Origin of the sequence: Pedobacter ginsengisoli (assembly GCF_002736205.1) — a bacterium.
Classification (GTDB): Bacteria; Bacteroidota; Bacteroidia; order Sphingobacteriales; family Sphingobacteriaceae; genus Pedobacter; species Pedobacter ginsengisoli_A.
Genome location: NZ_CP024091.1, coordinates 87,962 through 113,227 on the forward strand (window position 1 = coordinate 87,962; position 25,266 = coordinate 113,227).

Annotated in this window: 25 protein-coding genes; 12 read left to right on the forward strand and 13 right to left on the reverse strand. The window is 36.7% G+C overall.

Annotated elements, in window-relative coordinates; translation table 11 throughout:
• Positions 1-5: 5 nt before the first annotated feature.
• A complete protein-coding gene (gene cmk, locus CPT03_RS00355; RefSeq protein WP_099436980.1) occupies positions 6-686 on the reverse strand; it encodes a (d)CMP kinase in 681 nt (226 codons plus the stop codon).
• A gap of 90 nt (positions 687-776) precedes the next feature.
• Here cmk and arfB point away from each other — a divergent pair, with 90 nt between their 5' ends.
• Positions 777-1,187, forward strand: coding sequence for an alternative ribosome rescue aminoacyl-tRNA hydrolase ArfB (gene arfB / locus CPT03_RS00360; protein ID WP_099436981.1), 411 nt, complete (start codon positions 777-779; stop codon positions 1,185-1,187).
• 4 nt (positions 1,188-1,191) lie between these two features.
• On the opposite strand, the gene CPT03_RS00365 is transcribed toward arfB, so the two are convergent.
• Genes CPT03_RS00365 through lon form a run of 3 tightly spaced genes read right to left on the reverse strand, consistent with a single transcriptional unit; the run spans position 1,192 to position 5,218 of the window.
• Positions 1,192-2,145 carry a lipid A deacylase LpxR family protein gene (locus CPT03_RS00365; RefSeq protein ID WP_099436982.1) on the reverse strand — a complete coding sequence of 318 codons (954 nt, stop codon included), beginning with the start codon at positions 2,143-2,145 and terminating at the stop codon, positions 1,192-1,194.
• Positions 2,146-2,205: 60 nt separating this feature from the next.
• Positions 2,206-2,706 (reverse strand): hypothetical protein, encoded by a 501-nt coding sequence (locus CPT03_RS00370; RefSeq protein WP_157766308.1) that lies wholly within the window; start codon positions 2,704-2,706, stop codon positions 2,206-2,208.
• 40 nt (positions 2,707-2,746) lie between these two features.
• Positions 2,747-5,218, reverse strand: a complete 2,472-nt coding sequence (gene lon / locus CPT03_RS00375; protein WP_099436984.1) for an endopeptidase La — start codon at positions 5,216-5,218, stop codon at positions 2,747-2,749.
• 318 nt (positions 5,219-5,536) lie between these two features.
• Here lon and CPT03_RS00380 point away from each other — a divergent pair, with 318 nt between their 5' ends.
• Positions 5,537-6,163, forward strand: a complete 627-nt coding sequence (locus CPT03_RS00380; RefSeq protein ID WP_099436985.1) for a tetratricopeptide repeat protein — start codon at positions 5,537-5,539, stop codon at positions 6,161-6,163.
• 58 nt (positions 6,164-6,221) lie between these two features.
• On the opposite strand, the gene CPT03_RS00385 is transcribed toward CPT03_RS00380, so the two are convergent.
• Both CPT03_RS00385 and gpmI read right to left on the reverse strand, forming a co-directional pair.
• Positions 6,222-6,752 carry a hypothetical protein gene (locus tag CPT03_RS00385; RefSeq protein WP_099436986.1) on the reverse strand — a complete coding sequence of 177 codons (531 nt, stop codon included), beginning with the start codon at positions 6,750-6,752 and terminating at the stop codon, positions 6,222-6,224.
• The gene (gene gpmI / locus CPT03_RS00390; protein ID WP_099436987.1) at positions 6,753-8,273 is read right to left on the reverse strand and encodes a 2,3-bisphosphoglycerate-independent phosphoglycerate mutase; all 1,521 of its coding nucleotides are present in this window, start codon (positions 8,271-8,273) and stop codon (positions 6,753-6,755) included.
• A 124-nt stretch (positions 8,274-8,397) separates the two neighbouring features.
• Between gpmI and CPT03_RS00395 the strand changes: the two genes are divergently transcribed.
• The 4 genes from CPT03_RS00395 to CPT03_RS00410 are packed head-to-tail and all read left to right on the forward strand — an operon-like array spanning position 8,398 to position 11,238.
• On the forward strand, positions 8,398-8,868 hold the full coding sequence (locus tag CPT03_RS00395; protein WP_245869928.1) for a DUF4783 domain-containing protein: 471 nt from the start codon (positions 8,398-8,400) through the stop codon (positions 8,866-8,868).
• A gap of 35 nt (positions 8,869-8,903) precedes the next feature.
• Positions 8,904-9,746: a carboxylating nicotinate-nucleotide diphosphorylase gene (nadC, locus tag CPT03_RS00400; RefSeq protein ID WP_099436988.1), complete on the forward strand. Its 843-nt coding sequence runs from the start codon at positions 8,904-8,906 to the stop codon at positions 9,744-9,746.
• Positions 9,747-9,749: 3 nt separating this feature from the next.
• Positions 9,750-10,400 (forward strand): glycerol-3-phosphate 1-O-acyltransferase PlsY, encoded by a 651-nt coding sequence (gene plsY / locus CPT03_RS00405; RefSeq protein WP_099436989.1) that lies wholly within the window; start codon positions 9,750-9,752, stop codon positions 10,398-10,400.
• Between the two features lie 10 nt (positions 10,401-10,410).
• Complete coding sequence (locus CPT03_RS00410; protein WP_099436990.1) at positions 10,411-11,238, forward strand: M48 family metallopeptidase; 828 nt, start codon at positions 10,411-10,413, stop codon at positions 11,236-11,238.
• 34 nt (positions 11,239-11,272) lie between these two features.
• Here the strand turns inward: CPT03_RS00410 and CPT03_RS00415 are convergent, their stop codons facing one another.
• The 4 genes from CPT03_RS00415 to CPT03_RS00430 form a co-directional block, all read right to left on the reverse strand.
• On the reverse strand, positions 11,273-12,526 hold the full coding sequence (locus CPT03_RS00415; protein WP_099436991.1) for an anthranilate synthase component I family protein: 1,254 nt from the start codon (positions 12,524-12,526) through the stop codon (positions 11,273-11,275).
• A gap of 89 nt (positions 12,527-12,615) precedes the next feature.
• Positions 12,616-13,893 carry an adenylosuccinate synthase gene (locus CPT03_RS00420; RefSeq protein ID WP_099436992.1) on the reverse strand — a complete coding sequence of 426 codons (1,278 nt, stop codon included), beginning with the start codon at positions 13,891-13,893 and terminating at the stop codon, positions 12,616-12,618.
• A gap of 37 nt (positions 13,894-13,930) precedes the next feature.
• Positions 13,931-14,422: a Fur family transcriptional regulator gene (locus CPT03_RS00425; RefSeq protein WP_048907113.1), complete on the reverse strand. Its 492-nt coding sequence runs from the start codon at positions 14,420-14,422 to the stop codon at positions 13,931-13,933.
• A gap of 63 nt (positions 14,423-14,485) precedes the next feature.
• On the reverse strand, positions 14,486-16,693 hold the full coding sequence (locus CPT03_RS00430; protein WP_099436993.1) for a RelA/SpoT family protein: 2,208 nt from the start codon (positions 16,691-16,693) through the stop codon (positions 14,486-14,488).
• Between the two features lie 259 nt (positions 16,694-16,952).
• Between CPT03_RS00430 and CPT03_RS00435 the strand changes: the two genes are divergently transcribed.
• From CPT03_RS00435 to CPT03_RS00450, 4 genes are all read left to right on the forward strand, one after another.
• Positions 16,953-17,570 carry a DUF4294 domain-containing protein gene (locus CPT03_RS00435; RefSeq protein WP_099436994.1) on the forward strand — a complete coding sequence of 206 codons (618 nt, stop codon included), beginning with the start codon at positions 16,953-16,955 and terminating at the stop codon, positions 17,568-17,570.
• 4 nt (positions 17,571-17,574) lie between these two features.
• The gene (locus CPT03_RS00440) at positions 17,575-18,051 is read left to right on the forward strand and encodes a glutathione peroxidase (RefSeq protein WP_099440953.1); all 477 of its coding nucleotides are present in this window, start codon (positions 17,575-17,577) and stop codon (positions 18,049-18,051) included.
• Between the two features lie 27 nt (positions 18,052-18,078).
• Positions 18,079-18,795: a bacillithiol biosynthesis deacetylase BshB1 gene (bshB1, locus tag CPT03_RS00445; RefSeq protein ID WP_099436995.1), complete on the forward strand. Its 717-nt coding sequence runs from the start codon at positions 18,079-18,081 to the stop codon at positions 18,793-18,795.
• A 69-nt stretch (positions 18,796-18,864) separates the two neighbouring features.
• Positions 18,865-20,226, forward strand: a complete 1,362-nt coding sequence (locus CPT03_RS00450) for an acyl-CoA dehydrogenase family protein (protein ID WP_099436996.1) — start codon at positions 18,865-18,867, stop codon at positions 20,224-20,226.
• On the opposite strand, the gene CPT03_RS00455 is transcribed toward CPT03_RS00450, so the two are convergent.
• From CPT03_RS00455 to CPT03_RS00465, 3 genes are all read right to left on the reverse strand, one after another.
• On the reverse strand, positions 20,227-20,631 hold the full coding sequence (locus CPT03_RS00455) for a hypothetical protein (RefSeq protein WP_099436997.1): 405 nt from the start codon (positions 20,629-20,631) through the stop codon (positions 20,227-20,229).
• Positions 20,631-21,962 (reverse strand): L-lysine 6-transaminase, encoded by a 1,332-nt coding sequence (lat, locus tag CPT03_RS00460; RefSeq protein WP_099440954.1) that lies wholly within the window; start codon positions 21,960-21,962, stop codon positions 20,631-20,633. Before lat ends, CPT03_RS00455 begins: the two co-directional genes overlap by 1 nt.
• Before the next feature lie 147 nt (positions 21,963-22,109).
• Positions 22,110-22,985 (reverse strand): 1-aminocyclopropane-1-carboxylate deaminase/D-cysteine desulfhydrase, encoded by an 876-nt coding sequence (locus tag CPT03_RS00465; protein WP_099436998.1) that lies wholly within the window; start codon positions 22,983-22,985, stop codon positions 22,110-22,112.
• 300 nt (positions 22,986-23,285) lie between these two features.
• Between CPT03_RS00465 and CPT03_RS00470 the strand changes: the two genes are divergently transcribed.
• Together CPT03_RS00470 and CPT03_RS00475 are read left to right on the forward strand one after the other, a co-directional pair.
• A complete protein-coding gene (locus tag CPT03_RS00470; protein ID WP_099436999.1) occupies positions 23,286-24,317 on the forward strand; it encodes an RluA family pseudouridine synthase in 1,032 nt (343 codons plus the stop codon).
• Entirely contained in the window at positions 24,318-25,157 is an 840-nt protein-coding gene (locus tag CPT03_RS00475) for an aminotransferase class IV (RefSeq protein ID WP_099437000.1), read from the forward strand.
• Positions 25,158-25,266 lie beyond the last annotated feature (109 nt).

Consider the following 25,266-nt stretch of genomic DNA (forward strand, 5'->3'; position numbering starts at 1 on the left):
TAAAATCAGACGGGTAAATGCTGGTGAGCCTGTTCTAATGCAAAGTTTAGCTGTTCCTCTTGAGTCAATTCTGTGTTGTCAAGTATTATGGCATCTTCAGCTCTGGTTAATGGGCTTTCGGCACGTGTGGTATCAGCATAATCTCTATGAGCAAGGTTTTCAAAAACATCTTCCAAAGATGTGGTAGTATCACCTTTACTTTGTAGTTCCTTGAAACGGCGCTCTGCTCTGATTTTAGGATCTGCCGTCATAAAGAACTTTACCTGGGCATCAGCAAATACAGTTGTACCTATATCCCGTCCATCCATTACAATGTTCTTGGATTTACCCATACGTTGCTGCTGTTTTACCATTTCCTGACGAACCAGTTTATTGGCAGAAACTTCACTAACTTTTTCGGAAACAGGCATTTGCCTGATTTCATCAGAAACCTCTTCGCCGTTTAAAGTGATATGGGATTCATAATCTCTGGAGTGGAAGTTTAGTTCGATATGCTGGAGTGCATCTTTTACAGCCTCAGGATTACTAATGTCAACATTATTGCGTAGAAAGAACAGGGTAACAGCACGATACATTGAGCCACTGTCTATATAAATAAAACCCAGTTTTTTGGCCAATGCTTTTGCAAGAGTACTTTTTCCGCAAGAAGAATAGCCGTCAATAGCTATAACCAGGTTTTTTCTCATATAAAGCAAAGTTAGTATTTTGATGACAGATTTTCTATCAAAATTTCCAATAAAGTAAATTGGAGGTAAGTAAATAGTTACTTTTGCTGTATGATACCCAGTAAAGAAGACATTCTTAAGATTGCATTATTTAAAACCTCACGTAGTGGAGGTAAGGGCGGACAAAATGTAAATAAGGTTTCTAGTAAGGTGGAGCTGATTTTAAATATAGATGAGTCTTTCTTCCTAAATGAGAGCGAAAAAGAGCTTTTAAAGGAAAGATTAGCAAACAGGCTAGATCAGGAAGGCAATTTGCATATTGTGTCTCAAGAGGACCGAAGTCAACTCATGAATAAGGAAAGAACCATCATTAAAATGATTGCACTGTTGAAATCTGCTCTCCATATTCAAAAAAGCAGGAAACCGACAAAAACTCCTAAATCAGTTATCAGAAAAAGGTTGGCAGATAAACAATTAACCGCAACTAAAAAAGAGAACAGAAGGCGCCCTCAGCTGGATTAAATTTCTAATTAAACCTGTAAAACATACTTATTGATCCGTATTGGTGTGCTTTAGCAGTACTTTTTATCTCTTTTGTTTTAAATAACATGCCGAAATCAAAGGTGAAGCGTTGTGAACTGTAGTTAAAGCCAATCTGTTGCGCAAAAACAATAGGTTTTACGCCAAAAGTAACGGGACTATTATTATTGAACATACTTCCTTGTACGGTAGCATCATAAGCAACAAAATTCAATTGCGGTTTGGCGTAAAAGAAAATCTCTCTTTTTATCAGTGCTTTTGTTTTTGGATTATTCCCAATCACTGAATTTGTATAAGCAGAGTTGAATAGCTGATTAATACCGCCGGCTCTGAATAAAATACCCGCTCCTGCACCGCTAAATGTAGTACCAATATTTGCATAACCATCAAATGAAAAATCTATAGCATTATTTGATGCCCTATGTAACAGTCTGGTGTATTGGGTTGAAAGATTTACAGCCAGTTCATTCTTAATTTGATATTGCCAACCGTCAAGCTCATAAAATCCAACAGTATTGTGTAATAATTCTTGTCCATCTTCTGCTAAAGAATTTGGTCCGGTTGTTCCTAGTTCTATACTAGTTTTTAATATACTTTCATTACTATGAAACCAGCTTAATGCACCGCCAACATACAAGTATCCGGCAAATGGTCTGTCTTGTTTTGCGGGATCAGGTGAATAGCCAGAAATAGGATTGTACATTTTTTGTCCGGCCGATATCTCATAGATTTTCTTTTCCAGTCCATTTTTTAGCTTGCTTTGGTCCATTGCTCTGCGATAATCAATAAATAAACCATTGGTATAATAACGATCAGAACCTTGAGCAAGATAAGAGTCGTTGTCGCTTTTAAAACCGAACTCATTTTTAAAAGTTTGGGCCGAAGCGCTAAATGTTAGTATAAATAAAATTGAAAATAAGAGAATAGATCTGCTGTTCATTTGTTTGTTGTAAAAAAAAACTCCGGTATAATTACCGGAGTCTAATATAGTACTTAATGACTAAAATGTATATCCTAAACTAAGGCCACCGTAATACGGTAAAAAGAAATCTTTACTAAAAACAGGACTCAGACCGGCTCTAAATGCAAAACCACCATCAGCAGGTTGTACTCTGTAAAAGAAACTTAAAGTTCCAATTACATTGCTTTCATTTTTATTGAACAGCACTTCACTATCGCCACTGGTTGAAATATAAGTTGCTCCCAGGCCCATTTCGAAAAATTTATTACCCTTACCCATCAAATAATTTAATGAAAGTGGTACAGTTGTAATTTTATCTCCATCCTGAGCATAGTATCCAATCCCTGCTCTTCCACCTAATCCGTCTCTTTTATTGGTAAAACGGGAATCGTAATTTGCGGTAAAGGTAAGTCCTTGCCCTCCTAATTCAATAAATATGTTTTGTGCTCGTTTTATTGCAGGGTCGTTTTCCTGCGCAAAAATGCTGCTATGTCCTATTGTTGAAAACAGGATAGTAAGCAGCAGAATGGATTTCTTCATTTTAATGGTTTGTTTGCCGGCAATATTAAATAAAAAATACCTAGTTAGCAATTTGATTTGGCTTAACACTAAGATTTTGAGGGTTTTTAACTTTCTCCTTAGTAAGTGCAATCTCAATTACCTCCTGCATTTCAGTTACATAATGGAAGTTTAGATCTTTAATGTAACCTTCTTTAATTTCTAAAATGTCTTTTTTATTTGATTTGCAAAGAATCACATCTTTAATATTTGCTCTTTTGGCGGCAAGTATCTTTTCTTTTATACCTCCAACCGGTAAAACCTTTCCACGTAAGGTAATTTCCCCTGTCATGGCCAAATTAGGTTTTACTTTACGTTGGGTAAAAGCAGAAGTTAAGGCGGTTAGCATGGTTATACCTGCCGATGGCCCGTCTTTAGGTGTTGCACCTGCCGGAACGTGAACATGGATATCCCATTGATCAAACAATAAATGATCAATCCCAAACAAATCAGCGTGAGCTCTTAAGTAGGCTAATGCTATAATGGCAGATTCTTTCATTACTTCGCCCAAATTACCTGTTAAGGTTAATTTCCCTTTTCCAGGACTTAAGCTTGCTTCAATAAACAAGATATCTCCGCCAACTTGTGTCCAGGCGAGGCCTGTTACTACACCAGCAACTTCATTGCCTTCGTACAAGTCTTTATCATAAATTGGAGCTCCAAGTATACGCTCAACATCTTCTGAGCTTAAATTAGGCTCATAAGTTTCATCCATAGCAATTTTTGTAGCTACCCCACGTACAAGTGAACCAATTTTTTTCTCTAAACCACGAACACCCGATTCACGAGTATAATCTTCGATCACTTTTTCAATTAGCGTTCCTTTTAGGGCAATATCTTTAGATTTGATGCCATGCTGCTCCTTTTGTTTTGGAAGCAAATACTTTTTGGCAATTTCTATCTTTTCTTCAATGGTGTAACCGTTTACCTCAATAATCTCCATACGATCCAATAAAGCTGGCTGAATAGTGCTTAAAGAGTTTGCTGTTGCAATAAAAAGAACATTAGATAGATCGTAATCTGCTTCAACATAGTGATCATTAAAAGCATTGTTTTGTTCCGGGTCTAATACTTCTAAAAGGGCAGATGAAGGGTCTCCTCTAAAATCAGAGCCCACCTTATCAATCTCATCTAAAACAAATACCGGATTAGCAGCACCCGCTTTTTTAATAGACTGTATTATTCTGCCCGGCATTGCACCGATATAGGTTTTTCTATGGCCGCGAATTTCCGCTTCATCTCGTATCCCACCAAGTGCCATACGAACATATTTCCTGTTCAATGCTTTGGCAATTGATTTTCCAAGTGATGTTTTTCCAACTCCGGGAGGGCCTACCAAACAAATGATAGGGGCTTTCATATCACGTTTAAGCTTCAGTACTGCTAAATATTCAATAATTCTTTGCTTTACCTTTTCAAGGCCAAAATGATCTTTGTCCAAAATACGTTGTGCACGTTTTAGGTCAAAATTGTCCTTAGTGAAATCATTCCATGGTAAATCAAGCAATAATTCCAGATAATTAATCTGTACAGAGTAATCTGGAGCTGCAGGGTTCATTCTTCCAAGTTTCTCCAGCTCTTTGTTGAAATGGTTTTCAATTTGCGACGCCCATTTTTTCTTTTTGGCCCGAGTCTGTAGAGTTTCATATTCCAGGTCAGACGAATTACCTCCAAGTTCTTCCTGTATCGTTTTTAATTGCTGGTTCAGGAAATAATCTCTTTGTTGCTTATCAAGGTCGGTTCGAACTTTTGACTGTATCTGGTTTTTAAGTTCAAGCATTTGAAGCTCCAGTGTTAACAGTTCCATTACCATCATGGCACGTTCACGCAGGTTGGTCATTTCAAGCATTTTTTGCTTGTCAGACACATCTGCATTCATGTTAGATGATATAAAGTTGATAAGGAAGGAAGTGCTTTCAATATTCTTTAATGCAATTCCGGCCTCGCTAGGGATGTTTGGAGACAGTTGGATAATCTGGCTCGACATCTCTTTAATAGAAGCAACTAAAGCTTTAAACTCTTTATCGCTCTTATGCTTTGATTCAGTGAATTTACTTATTGTAACTTTAATATAAGGCTCAGATTGAACCTCTTCAATCAATCTAAAACGTTGTTTTCCCTGAATGATTACAGTAGTGTTACCATCAGGCATTTGAAGCATTTTTATAATGTGGGCCACTGTACCTACACTGTTTAACTGCTCAAAAGTTGGGTCTTCTATAGAAACATCACGTTGAGAAACAACTCCAATTATGCGATTTCCTTTATAGGCTTCCTTTATTAGTTTTATTGATTTATCTCTACCTACAGTAATAGGAATAACCACACCTGGAAATAAAACTGTATTTCTAAGTGGGAGTATGGGCAGGACCTCTGGTGTTTCTTCATTGTTCATTTCATCTTCGTCCTGCTGAGACATCAATGGAAAGAACTCTGTATCTTCATTTATGATAGGTAGTGCATTGCTAAAATCAAACTGATCTTGTTTACTCATTAATATAGTCCTTCTTAAAATTAAAAAAACGACAATCTGACAGCATGTCGCTTGCGAAATTATTAATTGTATTTAATACCCGTAATTTCAACTCTTGTGCCAAAAGCTCAGTAGCATGTTTTCTATGTTAAAAAGTCAGATAATAATTAAAAATTGATACTTATCATATTTTTAATTATTTAACGTTTAGTATATCATATTTGTAAATGGTATGATAGTTGCCTGATATAAATATTCAAGGGGTACCTGGAAAAAAAGTTTTAAAATTTGTGAGGGTATTGAATAAAACTAAATATATTTATTTTTTAATAAAAATTAATGAACTATTTAAAGCAAACGATTCTGGTATTACTTGTTATTTCGGCCAACAGCAGTATTGCCCAAAACAATAATTACGATAAGTTGGGAATGCAGGCATGGTTAAAAGGCGATTATAAAGGTGCTGTGGCTCAATTAGAGAAAGCTGATACTAAAGATCCTAATAATTCTAACGTTTTAAAAATGCTGGGCTATTCTTACTATCAGTGTGGCGATTATGAAAATGCAATAAACACATATAGCCGTTTCCTTACTTTAAAACCTTCAGATTATTCTGCATACTATTACAGAGGAAAAGCCAGGTTAAATGTAGCCAATGACCCAAAAGAATCATTAAATCAGATGAGAGAGAGCTTTTACCTTGCTGCAATTAAAGATTTTTCGAAAGCTATAGAGATAAATGGGGAGGAGGATCCTCAATTGTTACAAAACAGAGGATTGGCCTACAAAGATTATGGAATTTATAAGTCCTATAAAATTAAAAAGTCAGTAGAGAAAAAAGCATGTGTTGCTTTATTCAATAGCTCGGTTTCCGATTTTCAAAAGATATTACTGGTGCAACCGCAACGTAAAGACATTATATCGTTAATAGATTATGTAAAGGCACAGGTAACCAGCTTAAAATAATAGCTCTATTAGCACAAATAAAGAAGGCCAATGTATTATTTTACATTGGCCTTCTTTATTATTTGAAAGATCCGGTAATTGTATAGGATTTTTCAGACAGTAATTTAATGTTTTGCATTTTTTTTACCTGATACAGGCTGTCGGTGTAATAGCTTAAGGTATCAATAGAAGTATACAATGAGTTTACATTCTTTATCAGAATTTTAATGCCCAGTACCTTATTGTTTTTATAAATTACCATCAGCTCTTTAACAGGCACTTTTTCATTATTGGATGAGTAAAGTTCCTGATCATTTGATTTTTTAAGTTCAAATAAACCTTTCCATGAAGCTCTGTTAATATCAGCATCCGAAAAAAGAGTAAGTTCTTTTTTCCAGTCAGTAATTTTTATGCGTTTACTTTCTGTAGCCCCATTTACACTAACTGTTTTGGTTATTAAAGGATTTTTTAAGGTTAGTTGTGCAACTTCTTTCTCAAAATAGCCTTTTATGTCAAAATAGTTTAAGTCAGTTTTTTGCTTTTTATCAGCCGAATTATTACAGCCGATAAAAAGTAAAAAACTTAAAAATAACAAGATTGGTTTTCTCATTTATACTAAACTGTTACCAGTCATGATTTCTGGCTTTTGAATACCTAATATTTGTAAAACGGTAGGAGCAATATCTCCTAGTTTACCATCAGCAACAGTTTTGAAATCTTTATCAATTAAAATACAAGGAACAAGATTGGTGGTATGAGCGGTGTTAACAGAACCATCACCATTTATCATATATTCAGAATTGCCATGATCTGCCAGTATAATAAAAGAGTAGCCATTTTCAATTCCTTTATTTACTACTATCTCAGTGCAATGATCAGCAGTTTCAACAGCTTTAACAACGGCATCAAATACTCCTGTATGACCAACCATATCTGGGTTTGCAAAGTTTAAGCAAACAAAATCAGGCCAGCCTGTTTCTAATTCCTTACAAATAGCTTCCGTAATTCCTGCGGCACTCATTTCGGGTTGCAGGTCATAAGTTGCTACTTTTGGAGAAGGCACAAGTATTCTTTTTTCATTTTCAAATTCTTGTTCCCTTCCTCCCGAGAAGAAGAATGTTACGTGAGGATATTTTTCAGTTTCCGCAATTCTGATTTGGTTTTTGTGATTTTTTTCCAGGACTTCTCCAAGAGTTTGAGAAAGATCATCTTTTGTAAATACAACTTTAACATTCTCAAAACTTTCATCATAAGTTGTCATTGTTACATAGTACAATGGTAGTTTATGCATTCCAAAATCAGGGTAATCAGTTTGGCTTAATACCGAAGTTATTTCCCTTCCTCTGTCTGTCCTGTAATTGAAACAGATTACAACATCATCTGGTTGTATTGTTGCAACAGGCAAACCATCTGCTTTTGTAATTACAACCGGCTTAATGAATTCATCAGTTATACCGTTGCTGTACGATTGCTCAATTGCGGCAATAGGGTTGTTTGTAGGTTCGCCTACTCCTTTTGTAAGTAGATCATACGCTAATTTAACTCTTTCCCATCTGGTATCTCTATCCATTGCATAATAGCGACCAATTAAACTGGCTATTTTAGCTGAAGAGGTTTCTAAGTGCTGATTAAGGTCTTTTATAAAGTTTAATCCCGAGTTAGGATCTGTATCTCTTCCATCTAAAAAAGCATGTACAAATACATCTTTCAAACCTTGTTCGTCCGCTGCATCACATAATGCCTTTAAGTGGTTAATATGGGCATGAACACCTCCATCCGAAACTAGTCCAATAAAGTGAACTTGTTTGTTATTCTTTTTAGCATAATTAAAAGCATCTAGTAAAACCTCATTCTGATGCAAGGTTCTATCGCTTATTGCTTTGTTGATTCGTCCGAGCTCCTGATATACCACTCGTCCGGCACCAAGGTTCATATGGCCAACTTCGGAGTTGCCCATTTGTCCTGCCGGCAAACCAACAGCTTCTCCCGAAGCTTCAAGCTTTGAGTTAGGATAATTTTTTAGCAGGGAATCAAAGAAAGGAGTGTTGGCAGCATAAGCAGCATCAGATTTGTCTTTTTTTCCATAACCCCAACCATCAAGGATAAGTAATACTAGTTTTTTATTATTCATTATTGTCTACTTTTCGTTTATTAACAAAGATAAGTCTATTGTGTCTTTTTTTTGAACCTAATTGCAATTCATATCAATATTTGTCTCTTTTTACAAGAACATGTCAATAATTTTATAACATCATATGGCTAGTGGTTTATGTTTTAAATGGCTTTTATGGCATAGTTTATGTGCAATAATAGGCATTAGCTATTTAGAGATTATGAAGCCCTTACTTTCATTACTGATTTTTTTTGTTCACTTTTCCTCTTTTGCGGCTCTTCAAGGCGATATTATTGATGGTTTATCAACAAATTTTAAAGCTGGAAATTCAAAAGAAATAGCTTCTCATTTTTCTCCTTCTGTCGATTTAATTATAATCGATGAAGAAGATGTATATTCAAAAGCACAAGCTGAACAAATATTAAGAAGTTTTTTCACTAAATATATTCCTGTAAAATCATCGGTAATCCATCGGTTAAATACTAACCCAAATTACAGGTATGGAGCACTTTCTCTTGTCACAAAAAATGGAACTTTCAGAGTTTCCATTACAATGAAAAAGGCAGGCAATGCTTTTTTTATTACTGAATTAAGAATTGAGACTGAGAAATAGTTGTAAAATGCTATTTTTGGGTTTAAATTTAAGTTTTGGATAAGCTAATCATAGATCAATTTATAAAAAATGCAGTTGCGGAAGATTTGGGCGACGGAGATCATACCTCCTTGTCAACCATTCCTGCAAATGCCCAGGGGAAAGCAAAACTGCTAATTAAGGAAGATGGAATAGTTGCCGGAGTAGAATTGGCATTGGCAATCTTTAACCATATTGACCCTAGATTAATTGTAGAAACATTTATTAAAGACGGTGCCGCTGTCAAATATGGTGATATTGTTTTAACGGTATCAGGTAGTACACATTCAATTTTACTGGCCGAGCGTTTAGTTTTAAATTGTATGCAGCGCATGAGCGGTATTGCAACAAAAACAGATCATGTAGTTAAGCTTATAGGCAACTATAAAACAAAACTATTAGATACAAGAAAGACTACTCCGGGATTGAGATATCTGGAGAAATGGGCAGTAAGGATTGGAGGCGGTGTAAACCATCGAATTGGCTTGTATGATATGATTTTAATTAAAGACAATCATGTTGACTATGCAGGTGGTATTGCTAATGCCATTAATTCTGCCAATCAGTACCTAAAAGATAACAACAAGGCACTTGATATAGAGATTGAAGTAAGGAACTTGTCTGAGCTGGACGAAGTTCTAAAAAATGGTAAAGTAAACAGGATTATGCTTGATAATTTTACCTTTGCTGATCTTAAAGAGGCCGTTAAAACAATTAATGGTAAGTACATTACGGAGGCCTCCGGAGGTATTACCGAAGAAAATGTTGCAGAATACGCTGCTTGTGGAGTAGATTTTATTTCCATGGGGGCATTAACCCATTCTGTGAAGAGTTTAGACATGAGTTTAAAAGCCTTTTAGGTTATGATTTCCATCTATTCTATTGCAGCAGTTGTTTTGGCATACCTGTTTGGTTCTATACCAACAGCGGTTTGGCTTGGCCAGGCGTTTTATGGTGTAGATGTCAGAGAATATGGAAGTGGTAATGCCGGCGCAACCAATACCTTCAGGGTATTAGGCAAAAAAGCAGGTATAGCTGTAATGACAATAGATATTGCTAAAGGTTATACAGCAACAAAGCTTGCATACTTTATAGGTCTTTCAGTTACTGGCCCTCAAAATTCTTCCCAGTTTATTAATTACGAGCTCGCACTCGGTGTTACTGCCGTAATGGGTCATTTGTTCCCTATTTTTGCCGGATTTAGAGGTGGGAAGGGAGTGGCAACTCTTTTTGGAATGATTTTGGCAGTTAACTTTACTGCAGCAATGTTTTGTGTTCTTGTATTTGTAGTAGTATTACTGGCAACTAAATATGTTTCTCTAAGTTCTATTTGTGCAGGATTTACCTTCCCATTAAGTATAGTGTTCATAATTCATTCGTCAGTAAAGTCCGAGGTTTTATATGGTATGTGTGTTTGCATACTTATTTTAGTAACACACCAAAAAAACCTTGAACGCCTGCTCAAAGGCAAAGAATCAAAAGTTTATCTGTTTAAAAAACGACAAATTAACTAACCTTAACCTAATGAAAAAGATATTAATAATAGGAGTAACGGCAATAGGGCTGGCGTTTTCCTCATGCTCTACTGTTCCTTTAACTGGAAGAAGCAGATTAAATCTGGTGAGCGATGATCAGGTATTACCTATGGCTTTTCAGGCATACTCAGAATTCCTTACCGAAAACAAAACAGCGGTATTGCCCTCAACAAATGCCCAGGCACAACGTGTTAAACGTGTGGGTAATAGTCTTATTTTATCTGTGAAAAGTTATATGAATAACAATGGTTATGCAGATTTAATTAAGGATTATAAATGGGAAGTAAATGTTGTAGAAAATAAAGAAATGAACGCCTGGTGTATGCCAGGGGGGAAGATTGTAGTTTATACCGGATTATTACCAGTTACCCAGGATGATGCTGGTTTAGCAACCGTAATGGGACATGAAATTGCCCATGCCATTGCAGGGCATTCAGCTGAGCGTATGTCGCAGCAAATGGTTTCGCAAGGTATAGGCGTAGCAGGAAATGTGGCTTTATCAAAAAATTCAAAAACACAATCTGTATTTAACACACTTTACGGAGTAGGCACACCTTTGGTAATGCTTAACTATTCCCGTAATCAGGAGCTGGAAGCTGATAGACTAGGTCTTATTTTTATGGCAATGGCGGGGTATAATCCTCAAAGTGCAACTACCTTCTGGCAAAGAATGGCCACAGCCTCTCAAGGTAGCCAGAAACCACCAGAATTTTTAAGCACCCACCCTAGTGACGCTACAAGGATAGCACAAATACAGAGAAGCATACCCGAAGCACAGAAATATTATAAATCTACAACGGGGAAACCAATAAAATAAACCAAAAAGCCTGTTTCACTACGATTCAGGCTTTTTAGTTTTCAAGAGTTTGTATTATTGCAGATGCTTTAAGCATACACTCTTCATATTCGGCAGCGGCGTTAGATGCATATGTAATGGCACCTCCAACCTGAAAAGAAAGGTACTTTGATAACGATTGATAAAGGATACTTCTGATGATCACATTAAAATCAAAGTCTCCATCAGGAGTTATGTATCCAAACGTTCCAGAGTAAGCGCCACGACAACTAAATTCATACTCCTCTATCAATTCCATTGCCTTTATTTTCGGTGCTCCGGTCATGGAACCCATAGGGAAAGCATTTTTTATTGCATCAATAAAATGTACTTCCGGATCTAGCTGACAGGTAACTGTTGATATCATTTGATAAACCTGGGCAAAGCCATAAATGCCAAAAAGTTCTTCAACCATAACACTGCCCTTCACGGCACTTTTGGTCAGATCGTTTCTAACCAGATCAACAATCATTACATTTTCTGCCTGTTCTTTAGCATCATTTTGCAGATTTAGCTTTATAAGTTCATCTTCTTTTATATTGCTACTTCTTCTTGCAGTACCTTTAATTGGCTGTGAGATCAGTTTATTCCCCCGTTTACATAAAAACCTTTCTGGACTTGCAGATAGTATATATTGATCATTTATTTTAAAAAAACCAGAGAACGGAGTAGGTGATACCTTTTTTAACTTTGTATAAATATTTAAGGGATTTATGTGTGCATGTTCAGCAAAAAACTCCTGGCAAAAATTAATCTCATAGATGTCGCCTCTAATAATGTGTCCTTGAAGCTCTTTAACAGTTTTGATGTAAAGCTCTTTGGATAGTTTACTTTGGATTGCAATATCTGAGTGGATTTCTGGTTCATTACTATTAAACCCCTCAATTTGATTTAGCGCTGATTCATCACCAAGGACAATTTTTACCTCACCTTTAATCACTGTAATCAGATATTGGGGAACAAAGAAAAATAAATCAGGAAAATTAAGGTTGTCAGAGTTCTTTGAACTTAGTTGTTCAACCTCATTTTTGAGCTCGTAACTAAGCAGCCCAAACATCCAGCATCTTCTGGCATCATAAAACTCTTTTAGGGTATCAAAAGCAGCGCCGTATTTAAGATTAATTGACTCGCTAACCCCAACTGCCAGCAGAAAGTCGAATTCTCCATAGGAGTCGGGATAGTTATTCGAATCATAGCAACAGCAAACATCAAATAGGCTGGCCCATTGCAGTGCTTTTTCTTTAAACGAATCTAAATCCTGTACTTTCATTTTGTTTGCGCAAATGTATAGAATATCAGAATAGCATAAACGAAAAAAGGCGACAAATAGCCGCCTTTTTCAATTTTATTTCAGAGAAATTAATTCAAAACAAGTGTTTGTACCCTGTCAGGTCCAACAGAAAGATATTTAATCGGAACTTCCAGTTCTTTTTCTAAGAAAGCGATGTATTCGCTAAGTTTAGCAGGTATCTCTTCAACCTTACTTACCTTAGTAACATCAGTTTTCCAGCCATCTATAGCTTTTAAAACCGGTGTAGGTTTTACCGTTATAATATCGTATGGCATGTAATCAATAGTTTCACCATTGTGCTCATAATGTGTGCAGGCATAAATAGTATCAAAGCCGTCTAATACGTCAGCTTTCATCATAATTAATTCAGTAACACCATTAAGCATAATTGCATATTTAAGTGCCGGAAGATCTATCCATCCACATCTGCGCGCACGACCAGTTGTTGCACCAAATTCATGACCTACCTTACGCAAGGTTTCTCCAACTTCATCATCAAGTTCAGTAGGGAATGGACCGCCACCAACTCTTGTACAATAAGCTTTAAAAATACCATAAACACTTCCAACTTTATTAGGGGCAATACCTAAGCCGGTACAAGCACCAGCAGTAGTAGTGTTAGAAGAAGTTACAAAAGGATAAGATCCAAAATCAACATCTAATAAAGTTCCTTGTGCACCTTCAGCAAGAACTGTTTTTCCTTCTTTTAAATATCCGTTAACAAAATGCTCACTGTCAACATGAGGGATGTTTTTAATGAAATCAATCGCTTCAAAAAAGGCAGCTTCTTTTTCAGTAAGGTCATATTCAAAATCATAATGAGAAAGTATCTCTTTATGTTTCTCAACTAATCTGTTGTAGCGTTCTTTAAAGTCGGGAAGTGTAGTGTCTCCAACTCTTAGTCCATTACGACCAGTTTTGTCCATATAAGTAGGGCCGATTCCTTTTAAGGTTGAACCGATTTTATCTTTACCCATTTTTTGCTCATTTGCAGCATCCAGCAATTGATGAGTAGGTAAAATTAAATGTGCCTTACGTGCTATAACAAGTTTACCTTTTGCTACCGGATCATGACCCGCTTTTTGTAGGTTATCTAATTCTCTTTTTAAAATGATTGGATCTATAACCACACCATTTCCAATTAGATTCATTGTTTTTTCGTTAAAGATACCTGATGGTATAGTATTCAAAACGAATTTTTTACCATCAAACTCTAAAGTATGTCCGGCGTTCGGACCGCCTTGGAAACGAGCTATCAAATCATATTGTGGACTTAATACATCAACAATTTTACCCTTGCCTTCGTCGCCCCATTGCAGGCCAAGAAGCACGTCTACTTGCGTCATTATTTAAATTTAAAAATGGAAATATAATAATTGAATTTTAACTTGCATGTTTAATAGCGGCATTCTGATTTTCCATTGATGCCTTGGCAGAGCAATCAAAACAAACGCCGTAAAGATTTAAAGAGTGGTGTTTAATCTCGAACTTTAAAAGTTCGCCAACCATACTTTGAATCTGATGAATACGAGGGTCGCAGAATTCTACAACTTTACCGCAATCAATGCAGATGATATGATCATGCTGATGATAACCGTATGATTTTTCAAACTGAGCCATGTTTTTGCCAAACTGATGTTTGGTAACCAAATCACATGAAACCAATAATTCTAAAGTATTGTATACTGTAGCTCTGCTAACACGGTATTTTTGGTTTTTCATATGGATATAGAGGGTCTCTACATCGAAATGATCATCTCTTGAATAGATTTCTTCTAAGATGGCAAAACGCTCCGGTGTTTTTCTCAGACTTTTATTTTCGAGATAGGCTTCGAAAATCTTTCTTACCAACTCGCTGTTGTGGTTTGTAGACATAGTTTTTAAACTCCTTTCAAAGGTACCAATTTTTATATAAAACTCTACGATTTTTTAGCAATTTTAGGCATCAAAGCGCGTAACTCCCGTTACACCTTTCACCCGAAGCAGATTTTCGATCAGGTTGTCTAAGTGCTCCTTATCATTTACAAAGATCATTATTGACCCATCAAAAATACCATTATCTGTATCTACAGTAATAGAACGCATATTTACCTTAAAATCGTTAGAGATAACTTTTGTAATATTATTAATCAATCCCACATCATCAATTCCAATAATGTGCAGGCCAGTTAAAAATGTAAGCTCTTGTTGTTTATTCCATTTTGCCTTCACAACCCTATAACCATAATTGGCCATTAACTGTGCCGCGTTAGGGCAATTTGTACGATGAATTTTAATTCCTTCATTTACAGTAACAAACCCAAAAACATCATCGCCAGGTATTGGGTTACAGCATGCAGCTAAGGTATAATCAATTTTTTGGAGGTCTTCTCCAATTAGTAATGTATCAGATTCTGGCCCTTTTACCTTGTTAAGTAGCGTTTCAATCTTCTGATAGTCATTTCTTTCGGCCCCTCTGTTTTCAATCTCTTTTTCACTTGCCAGGTAATCTTTTAAGTCTTTTACCTCAATTTTTCCATTGGCAACGGCTATAAAAAGCTCTTGCGTTGACGGAAGTTTAAAGAAATAAGTAAGCTTATTTAAATTATCTGTATTGTAAGTAATTTTTAAAGATTTAAGCTTACGCTCTAAAGTTTCTTTACCTAAATCTGCAATCTTTCTTTTTTCTTCTTTTAAAGAAGATTTGATTTTAGATTTAGCCTTTGCTGTTACAACAATGTTTAACCAATCTTCCTTAGGTATTTGCTTGCCAGAAGTAATAATCTCAACCTGGTCCCCATTCTGAAGTTTGTACGAAAGCGGTACAAGCTTATGATTTACCTTAGCGCCAATACACTTAGCACCTACATCAGTATGTATCTCAAAGGCAAAGTCAAGCGCAGTGGCACCCAAAGGCAATTGTAGTAAAGCCCCCTTTGGAGTAAAAATGAAAATCTCGTCAGAGAATAAATTCATCTTAAAGTCGTCCAGAAAATCAAGTGCATTAGCTTCCGGATTATTTAGCATTTCCCTAACCTTCATGATCCACTGATCCAAACCATTATCGTTAGTTGATTCTTTATACTTCCAATGTGCAGCAAAACCTTTCTCAGCAATTTCATTCATTCGCTGTGTACGTATCTGTACCTCTACCCACTGTCCTTTAGGACCCATGACCGTAGTGTGTAATGATTCGTATCCATTTCCTTTTGGCGATGAAACCCAATCGCGCAATCGGTCTGGGTTAGGGCGGTAAAGATCTGTTACAATAGAATATGCCTTCCAGCAATCTGCTTTTTCATGATCAGGGGCACTGTCTAATATAATCCTGATGGCAAAAAGATCATAAACCTCTTCAAAAGGAATATTCTTGCTTTTCATCTTATTCCATATAGAATGGATAGATTTCGGTCTGCCATAAATATCGGCTGTTAAACCTTGTTCCGCCAGTATTTCGTTTATAGGCTCAACAAATCTTTTGATAAATAAGGTCCGTTCTGCTTTTTTCTCATTTAACTGGGTTGCAATGTATTTATAAGTATCAGGTTCAAGATATTTCATTGAAAGATCTTCCAGCTCAGATTTAATTGCATATAAACCCAGCCTGTGTGCAAGAGGAGCATACAGATAAATGGTTTCAGAAGCAATTTTTAACTGTTTCTGTCTTGGCATAAAATCCATAGTCCGCATATTATGCAGTCTGTCGGCTAGTTTAATTAAAATTACCCTCACATCATCTGCCAGGGTAAGCAACATCTTTCTAAAATTCTCTGCCTGTAAAGAGCTGTTGTAGTCAAATACGCCCGAGATTTTGGTTAAACCATCAATAATTTTTGCTGTTTTCTTTCCAAACTCACGTTCTATATCTTCAAGCGTAATGTCGGTATCCTCTACTACATCATGTAATAATGCGCATACAATAGAGGTGGTTCCAAGTCCAATTTCTTCAGCAGCAATTTGGGCCACAGCAATAGGGTGGTAAATGTATGGTTCACCAGATTTTCTGCGCATGTTTTTGTGGCTTTCCAGAGCCATGTCAAATGCCTTTCTGATTTCCTTTTTATCCCCCCTCTGAAGTGTCGGCTTACAGGCGCGTAAAAGAGCTCTGTATCTTTTTAAGATTTCTTGCTTCTCTGCTTCTAAATCAATCACTAAAGCGTTTTTCATTTGTGTTTATTTTTTTTATTGTTATGAATCCCGCTAACCACAGCATCCAAGTTTTTGTACTCCCTCTATCAATATAAGATTTTTATAAAGATGTAACTAATATGAGCAATAATTCTTCCAAAATTAAGTTTGTCTTTATTTGGTTAGTATTGTATTATTTACGTAAAAAATATGGCTCTTTATCGTTAAAAGATTATATTAGAGTTGAAAATGAAAACTAAAATATAAATTAGCTTTACCTTTATAGGGGTATAAATTTATGAAATTTTATAGGTTATTTATTCTGTTAATTGTCATTATTAGCGGTGCCCAGGTTAGGGCGCAGGTTAATGGCGTTACTGTGAAAATGCCTGTACTTGGAAAAAATGATACCATCCGTGTTGCCGGGACTAATGAAAACGGCGAAATGATACCATGGATACCCCTGCAAGAGGTTGTTATTTATGGCGTACGGATCTTCAAATCCCCGGCTGAGCGTGCTGCATATAGCAGATTAAGGTATAATGTAATGAAAGTTATGCCTTATGCCCTGTACGCAAAACAAAGGTATGAACAGCTGGAAAAAGACCTGGCGCTAACAACAGAAAAAAAAGAACAGAAAAAACTGGTTAAACAATGTGATAAAGAAATAAAAGACATGTTTAACCGAGAAATAAAAGAACTTACCATAACCCAGGGTCAAATACTTACCAAACTTATTGATCGCGAACTGGGCAGAACAACCTACGATATTGTTAAAGAAACTAAAGGAGGCTTTACCGCATTTCTTTATCAATCTGTTGCAAGAGTAGTAGGGCATAATTTGAAAAGTACATATAACCCTCAAGAAGAGAGAGATATTGAATCTATCATTATTTCTTCAGGATTTTATCAATAAAATCATGGCTGAAAATTCCAAGAGCATACATCAATTTAAAGCAAAACTTATTAATGGATCCGAAAAAAATCTATCCGATTATAAAGATAAAGTACTTTTGGTTGTAAATATAGCCTCTGCTTGCGGTTTTGCACCTCAATTAAAAGAACTGCAAGATTTACGAGAAGAATATAGTGCTCAGGGTTTCGAGGTACTGGGTTTCCCTTCAAATGACTTTGGCAGACAAGAGCCCCTTAATGGAAAAGAAATTGATACATTTTGCGAAGTTAACTATGGTGTTAAATTCCCGGTGTTCGATAAGATAATGGTACGTGGGGCTCACGCTCACCCACTTTTCAAATTCCTAACGCAAAAATCTACCCCGCGCTGGAATTTTCATAAGTATTTAATCAATAAGGATGGGGAAGTGGTAGATTATTTTTTCCCGTTTACTACACCACTTTCATCCAAAGTAAAAAAGAAAATACAAAAATTGCTGTAAGGCAATCTTTCATAAAATATACATATCATGAAGTTAGATCTATTGGTACTTGCCGTTCATCCAGATGATGCAGAACTTGGATGTTCAGGAACTATTGCCAAACACATTGCCCTTGGTAAAAAGGTAGGGATAATTGATTTTACCAGAGGAGAGCTCGGTACCCGTGGAACGGCAGAAACACGTGATCTGGAAGCAGAAGATTCAGCCAAAATACTAGGTGTCCACGCACGTGAAAACCTGAGGTTCAGAGATGGATTTTTTAAAAATGATGAAGAGCATCAGCTGGAAATTGTTAAAATGATCCGTAAATATCAACCTGAAATCATTTTAACAAATGCATTGCACGACAGACATCCTGATCATGGCAGGGCCGGAGACCTTGCACACGATGCTAGTTTCCTATCTGGGTTACCCAAAATAATTACTGAACTTAATGGAGTGCCGCAACAAGAATGGCGACCAAGATTACAGCTTCAATACATTCAGGATCGGTATATTAAGCCAGATATTATTATTGATATTACACCTTATATAGAAACTAAACTGGCATCAATAAAAGCGTTTAAAACCCAATTCTTTAATCCGGAATTGGATGGGCCTGCCACCTATATTTCCTCTCCTGATTTTTTTGAAAGTGTAATTGGCAGATCACGGGAGTTTGGTAAATCTATAGGAACAACCTATGCCGAAGGTTTTACCTGCCGCAAACTTTTAGGGGTAAATAGCCTTTTCGATCTCATCTAACCAACACATAAAATTGGCCATACTCCAACAAAAGGAGATAAATTCTGTTTTATACATAAACAGTTTAATATGGCCAATATATTTTCTTCCCTAAAGAACGCATACACCCTTTTTAAAAGCGTAGATTTTAAAAAACTCGAAGAACTTTCTAAAAAAGTTGACCTTCCAAAAATTGTAAATTCAGTATCTAATCTTGATGAAACCCAGCTGCAGGGACTCATGAAAATGATGGGAGCCCCTCATAAAAAACGAGAACTCCCGCCAATTGAAGGTGACTTTTACCATTTGGGCGATGAGGCTTTAAAAGATGAAGACAGGGCATTGCAATTAAGTGTACGCGAATTTCTGGAACGGGAAGTAAAACCAGTAGTAAATAAATATTGGCTTAAGGCCGAATTTCCTTTTGAGCTTATTCCTAAAATAGCAGAACTAAACATTTGTGGGTTAACCTATCAGGGTTATGGATGCCCTAACAAATCTAACCTGATGGAAGGGATGCTGGCAATGGAAATGGCCAGAATAGATACTTCTATGTCTACCTTTTTTGGAGTACAGAGTGGATTGGCTATGGGGTCCATATATCTTTTAGGATCTGAAGCACAAAAGCAGCAATGGCTTCCAGATATGCAGCAGATGAAAATAATTGGCGCCTTCGGACTAACTGAGCCTGAGGTAGGCTCTGGAGTTGCAGGAGGACTAACTACCACCGCTAAGCGACAAGGAAGTAAGTGGATATTAAACGGACAAAAGAAATGGATTGGTAATTCTACCTTTTCTGATGTTACCATAATATGGGCCAGAGATGTGGACGATAATGAAGTAAAAGGCTTTCTGGTTAGAAAGGGAACTAAAGGATTCGCGGTTGAGAAAATGCAGGACAAGATGGCTTTGCGTATTGTACAAAACGGGCTCATAACGCTTACCAATTGCGAAGTTGACGAAGAAGACCGACTGCAAAATGCCAATTCATTTAAGGATACGGCAAAGGTGTTAAAAATGACAAGAGCAGGGGTAGCATGGCAGGCAGTAGGTTGCGCCAGGGGTGCATACGAAAGTGCTCTTCAATATACCAGAACCAGAAAACAATTTGGTAAACCTATCGCCTCTTACCAGCTCATCCAAAACCACCTTGTAGAAATGCTCTCTAACCTAACGGCAATGCAAACACTTTGCTTCAGGTTATCTCAGTTGCAGGATCAGAACCTGCTTACCGATGAACACGCTTCGTTAGCTAAAGTTTTTTGCTCAATGCGCACACGAGATGTAGTAAGCCGGGCCCGCGAAGTTATGGGTGGAAACGGCATTTTATTAGAGTACGATGTAGCCCGTTTTGTGGCCGATGCGGAAGCCATCTACTCCTACGAAGGAACTAAAGAAATCAATACCCTTATTGTGGGGCGTGCTATAACTGGCTTTTCAGCTTTCGTGTGATTACTTAAAAGGAGCCTTTTCGATACTAGTATTGCCCATTGCCGTTTTTTCATAAAGGGCAATACAGTGTTTATTAAAACTGGGATCAAAATTTACTTTACCTGCATATAATTTGTCTGGCACAGGTGTACCCTCCAAAAAGTAATATACTTTAGTATTTCCTCCTTTATGATGAGGTTTAAAGTTTCCGTAGGTGATCATTTCATCCCAAACCGTGTCCTTTACAGTAACAGCAAACACATACTGTATAGGGCCTGTATTGTTGTCGTTCCTGTAATGTGCAATTTCCTTGAATCCGCCTTTCAGTCCATCTATTCCGGGTTGGGTAAACGTACCCTTTAACATCCATCCAACTAAAACCAAAATAGTAATACCCAGCAGGATGTTCAAATATTTTCTCTGCATTATAAAGCCGGTAAAATAGTTTCCATAATTGCTAAACCTTCATCAATATGTTTCTTCTCCATGCACAAAGCAGGCCTGAACCTGATGGTCTGATTTCCGCAACCCAAAAACATTACATTATGCAGCATTCCTTTTTTTATAAACTCATCGCGCATGCTCTTATTTGGAAAGTCGAAAGCACATAACAAACCTTTGCCTCTAACGTTGGCCATTTTATCGTACTTTCCAGCTAGTGTTTGCAAGCCTTCTTTTAAATATTGACCAACTATTGCAGCATTTTCACATAGGTTGTCTTCGGCAACAATTTGAAGGATTTGCGATGAGCGAACCATGTCAACTAAATTGCCTCCCCATGTCGAATTAATTCTCGAAGGCACTTTAAATACATTGCTCTCTACCTGATCTACCTTGTTTCCGACCAAAATACCACAAACCTGCATCTTTTTACCAAAAGCGATAATATCCGGACGGGCCTTTTCACTATAATGCTGATGGCACCAGAATTTACCTGTAAGGCCAACTCCAGTCTGCACCTCATCATAAATCAGAAAAGCATCATTTTCATCGGCCAATGTTTTTAGTTGTATTAAAAACTCCTCACGTAAATGATTATCTCCGCCTTCAGATTGAATTGGCTCTACAATGATTGCACATATGTCATCTTTATTGTCAGCAAAAGCCTGTTTTATCTGAGTAATAGATGTTTCTTCTGTTTCAACAGCCACTCTTAAATTATCTCCATCCAATGGGAATTTTACTACCGGAACAGACACTCTTGGCCAATCGAACTTGGCAAACCATTTGGTTTTATCAGGAAGTGTATTGGTTAAACTTAAAGTATAACCAGTTCTGCCATGAAAAGCTTTCTCGAAATGAAGTACTTTAAACCCTCTTTCTTCTTTATACCCTTTGGCAAAATTCTTTTGAACCTTCCAATCCATAGCTACCTTAAGCGCGTTCTCAACTGCTAATCCGCCGCCCGCAATAAAAAATGCATGAGGTAAATAAGCCGGGATTCCAATTTTAGAGAACGTATCAACGAACTGAGCATATTGTTGTGTGTAAACATCCGAATTAGAAGGGTTGGCCAGTGCAGCATCCAGAAGGTTTTTTTTAAACCCTTCATCTTTTATCATTTTAGGATGATTGTAACCCAAAGGAACAGATGCAAAGCAAGTGAAAAAATCAAGTAGCGAACGCTTGTATTTCGAATCATAAATATATGCTCCCTGACTTTTTTCCATATCATATGTAAGGTCAAAGCCATCTGCTAAAATATGTTTGCTTAAAGTTTCATTTACCTGCTCTGGAGCTACAGTTAGTTGATACATAATTTCTATGTTTTGGTATGTATCAAATGTAATAAAAACCCCTAAATAAACAAATGCAGGCACTATTTGAACCCGTAAACGAAAAAACAGGGTTTAAACAGTTTAAAGTATGTTTTTGAAATAAAATCTATTTTGGTCTAACAAACGTTAGTAAATAAACTTGTCTTTCATACCCCATATTCCCAGTAAACCGCCTGTATGTAAGGCAACTATTTTGTCTTCTTTTTTAAAAGAATTATTGCTGATCAGGTCATCAAGAGCGAAGAACATTTTTGAAGTATATACCGGGTCAATAAGCATTCCTTCATCCGCAATAAACTTTTTGATATACTCAATCAAAGTGGGAGGGGTTTTAGCGTATCCACCAAAATGATAATCAGTATGTATAATCAGTTGCTCAATGTTCCCGGTATGCTTATAAATCTCATCTGCAATAAAATCGCCACCCTTTAATACCGGCACAACATGAAGTTGAGTTTTTAGCTTGCGCTGATGAATTCCTTTTAATAACCCCGCTGCGGTTGTTCCGGTTCCGGCAGCACAAAACAAGTGGTCAATATCATGTGGCAGTTCGGCAATAATCTCGGTACAGCCTCTAACCGCTTCGGCACTGGCGCCACCCTCATCAACAAAATATGCGTCAGATGCGGTTCCAAAATGAGTATTAAATAATAGTTTTTTGTTTCTGTAACTGTCTCTATCGGTAAAAATCAAATTCATACCAAACAGTTTGCAAAGTAATAGCATTTCATTGCTTACTACTTCGCCACGTACAAAAGCTGTACTTTTTAAGCCAGCCCTGGCACATGCCGATGCCGTTGCAACGAGGTGATTAGAAAAAGCCCCGCCAAAAGTAATAATATGATTTTTCTGTTTTTTTTGTACATCATTTAAAATGTACTTAAGCTTACGCCATTTATTCCCCGAGATGTAAGGGTCAATTAAATCATCCCTTTTTACCAATACATGGTTTCTTGCCGAATGTTTTAACTGATGTATAGGGCTGTAAATATCTGTAAACATTTTACAAATATAAATTCCCTTTTATAACTCCGTATTAGTTAATGTTTGAAATAGATTTTTTTAATCAAATAAGGGAAGAAATTAAGAATTATCTTAACGTTTTGAGTAAAATTTTTCATAAGCGAGATTATTTAGTTTAGATCATGCTCTTCTCAAATAATAGGCCAATTTCTTTTCTGAATATATTGTTGTTAAAGATTAGTTTTGCAAAACGAAATAGCTACAACACTCAAATGTTAAAAAAAGTAGGTAATGTGGCTCAATTTCACAATTAATTAATAGAAATAAAACACAACTTTAATGGAAAACAACAATAACGGGTCGGAATTTGAAGAGCAGGATCTGTACGAGCATTTGAACATTGTTGTTGATAAAGGACAGTCTTTATTGCGCATTGATAAATTTTTAATGCATAGGGTAGAAAACGCTTCCCGAAACCGCATTCAAAATGCAATAGATGCCGGTAATGTTCTTGTTAATCAAAAACCCGTAAAACCAAGCTATAAGGTTAAGCCGGCAGATGAGATATCTGTTGTATTTCCGCACCCTCCAAGAGATACAGAAGTTTATCCTGAAGATATTCCATTAGATATTGTTTATGAGGATAATGATCTTCTGGTAGTAAACAAACCTGCCGGAATGGTAGTTCATCCAGGATATAACAACTATACCGGTACACTTGTAAATGCACTTGCTTTCCACTTTGAGCAATTGCCACAGTTGCCGGGCAATGAAGGTAGGCCCGGTTTAGTACACCGTATTGATAAAGATACATCAGGCCTATTACTTATTAGCAAAAACGAGGTTACTATGACCAAACTGGCCAAGCAATTTTTTGATCATACCATTAACCGTAAATATGTTGCCCTTGCCTGGGGAGATATTGCCCAAGATGGCACTGTTACAGGTTATATTGGCCGTAGCCTTAAAAACAGAATAGTGATGGATGTTTACGATGATGAAGAAAAAGGTAAGTGGTCTGTAACACATTATACCGTGTTAGAACGTTTAGGATATGTGACACTAATTAGCTGTCAGCTTGAAACGGGAAGAACTCATCAAATAAGAGCACATATGAAACATATAGGGCACCCATTATTTAATGATGCAAACTATGGTGGCGATAAAATATTGAAAGGTACTACGTTTAATAAATACAAACAGTTTGTTCAAAATAGTTTCAATATTTTACCGCGTCAGGCTTTACATGCACAAACTTTGGGTTTTATTCATCCAACTACTAAAAAGTATATGGAATTTGAAGCACCTTTGCCACCCGATTTCGATACAGCTTTAAATAAATGGAGAAACTATATTGTAGAGCCTCAATAAATGCAGCAAGAGTACATTTTACATAACGACGAATTTATATTAAAAAACCAACCTATTGTAACTGCAGATAATCGTGGTTTCAGGTATGGCGACGGCCTGTTTGAATCTATGAGAATGAACAATGGTAAACTTAAGTTTCCAGAACTTCATGCTGATAGGTTAAAGGCCGGAATGAAAGCCCTTAAATTGGAAGGCGCAACCCTATATGACGAATATTTCCTGAAACAAAAAACAGCTGAGCTTTGTAAAAAGAACAAGTTTAAGGATAATGTAAGGTTCAGATTATCTGTTTACAGAGCTGGCGATGGCCTGTATACTCCGAACAGTAATAAATCTGGATATGTATTGGAAGCATCTCCATTAACCGAAAACACTTACGAACTTAATAAAAAGGGCTTAATTATAGACGTGTTTGATGAGCTTACAAAATCTGTTGATAAACTTTCTAATTATAAGACTTGTAACTCGTTGGTATACGTAATGGCGGGTTTGTATAAAAAGCAATATAACCTGGACGAAGCTTTTATATTAAATCAGAATGGCTTTTTATGTGAAAGTATCAGCTCTAATATTTTTGTTGTTTACGATAAGCAGATTTATACACCAGCCCTATCAGAGGGATGTATAGCAGGTGTTATGAGAAATGTGGTAATGAGTATAGCTAAAACCAACGAAATTCCGGTAGTACAAGCACAAATAAATCCCGAAGTGCTAAAAGAAGCAGAGGAAGTTTTTATAACCAATGCTGTAGGAGGTATTCGCTGGGTAATGGGATATGGCCGCAAACGCTATTTTAATGAAGTAACTAAGTTGCTTAGTGATAAGTTAAATACACTTTAGAATCAGATTTCGGTTTTCAGGGCCTTGCTGGGGTGTTGATAGGGCCTTCGTAGGGCCTCGGGAGGGCTACAACCCTATCAAGGCCCTGAAAATGCCTATTTATCTGCCC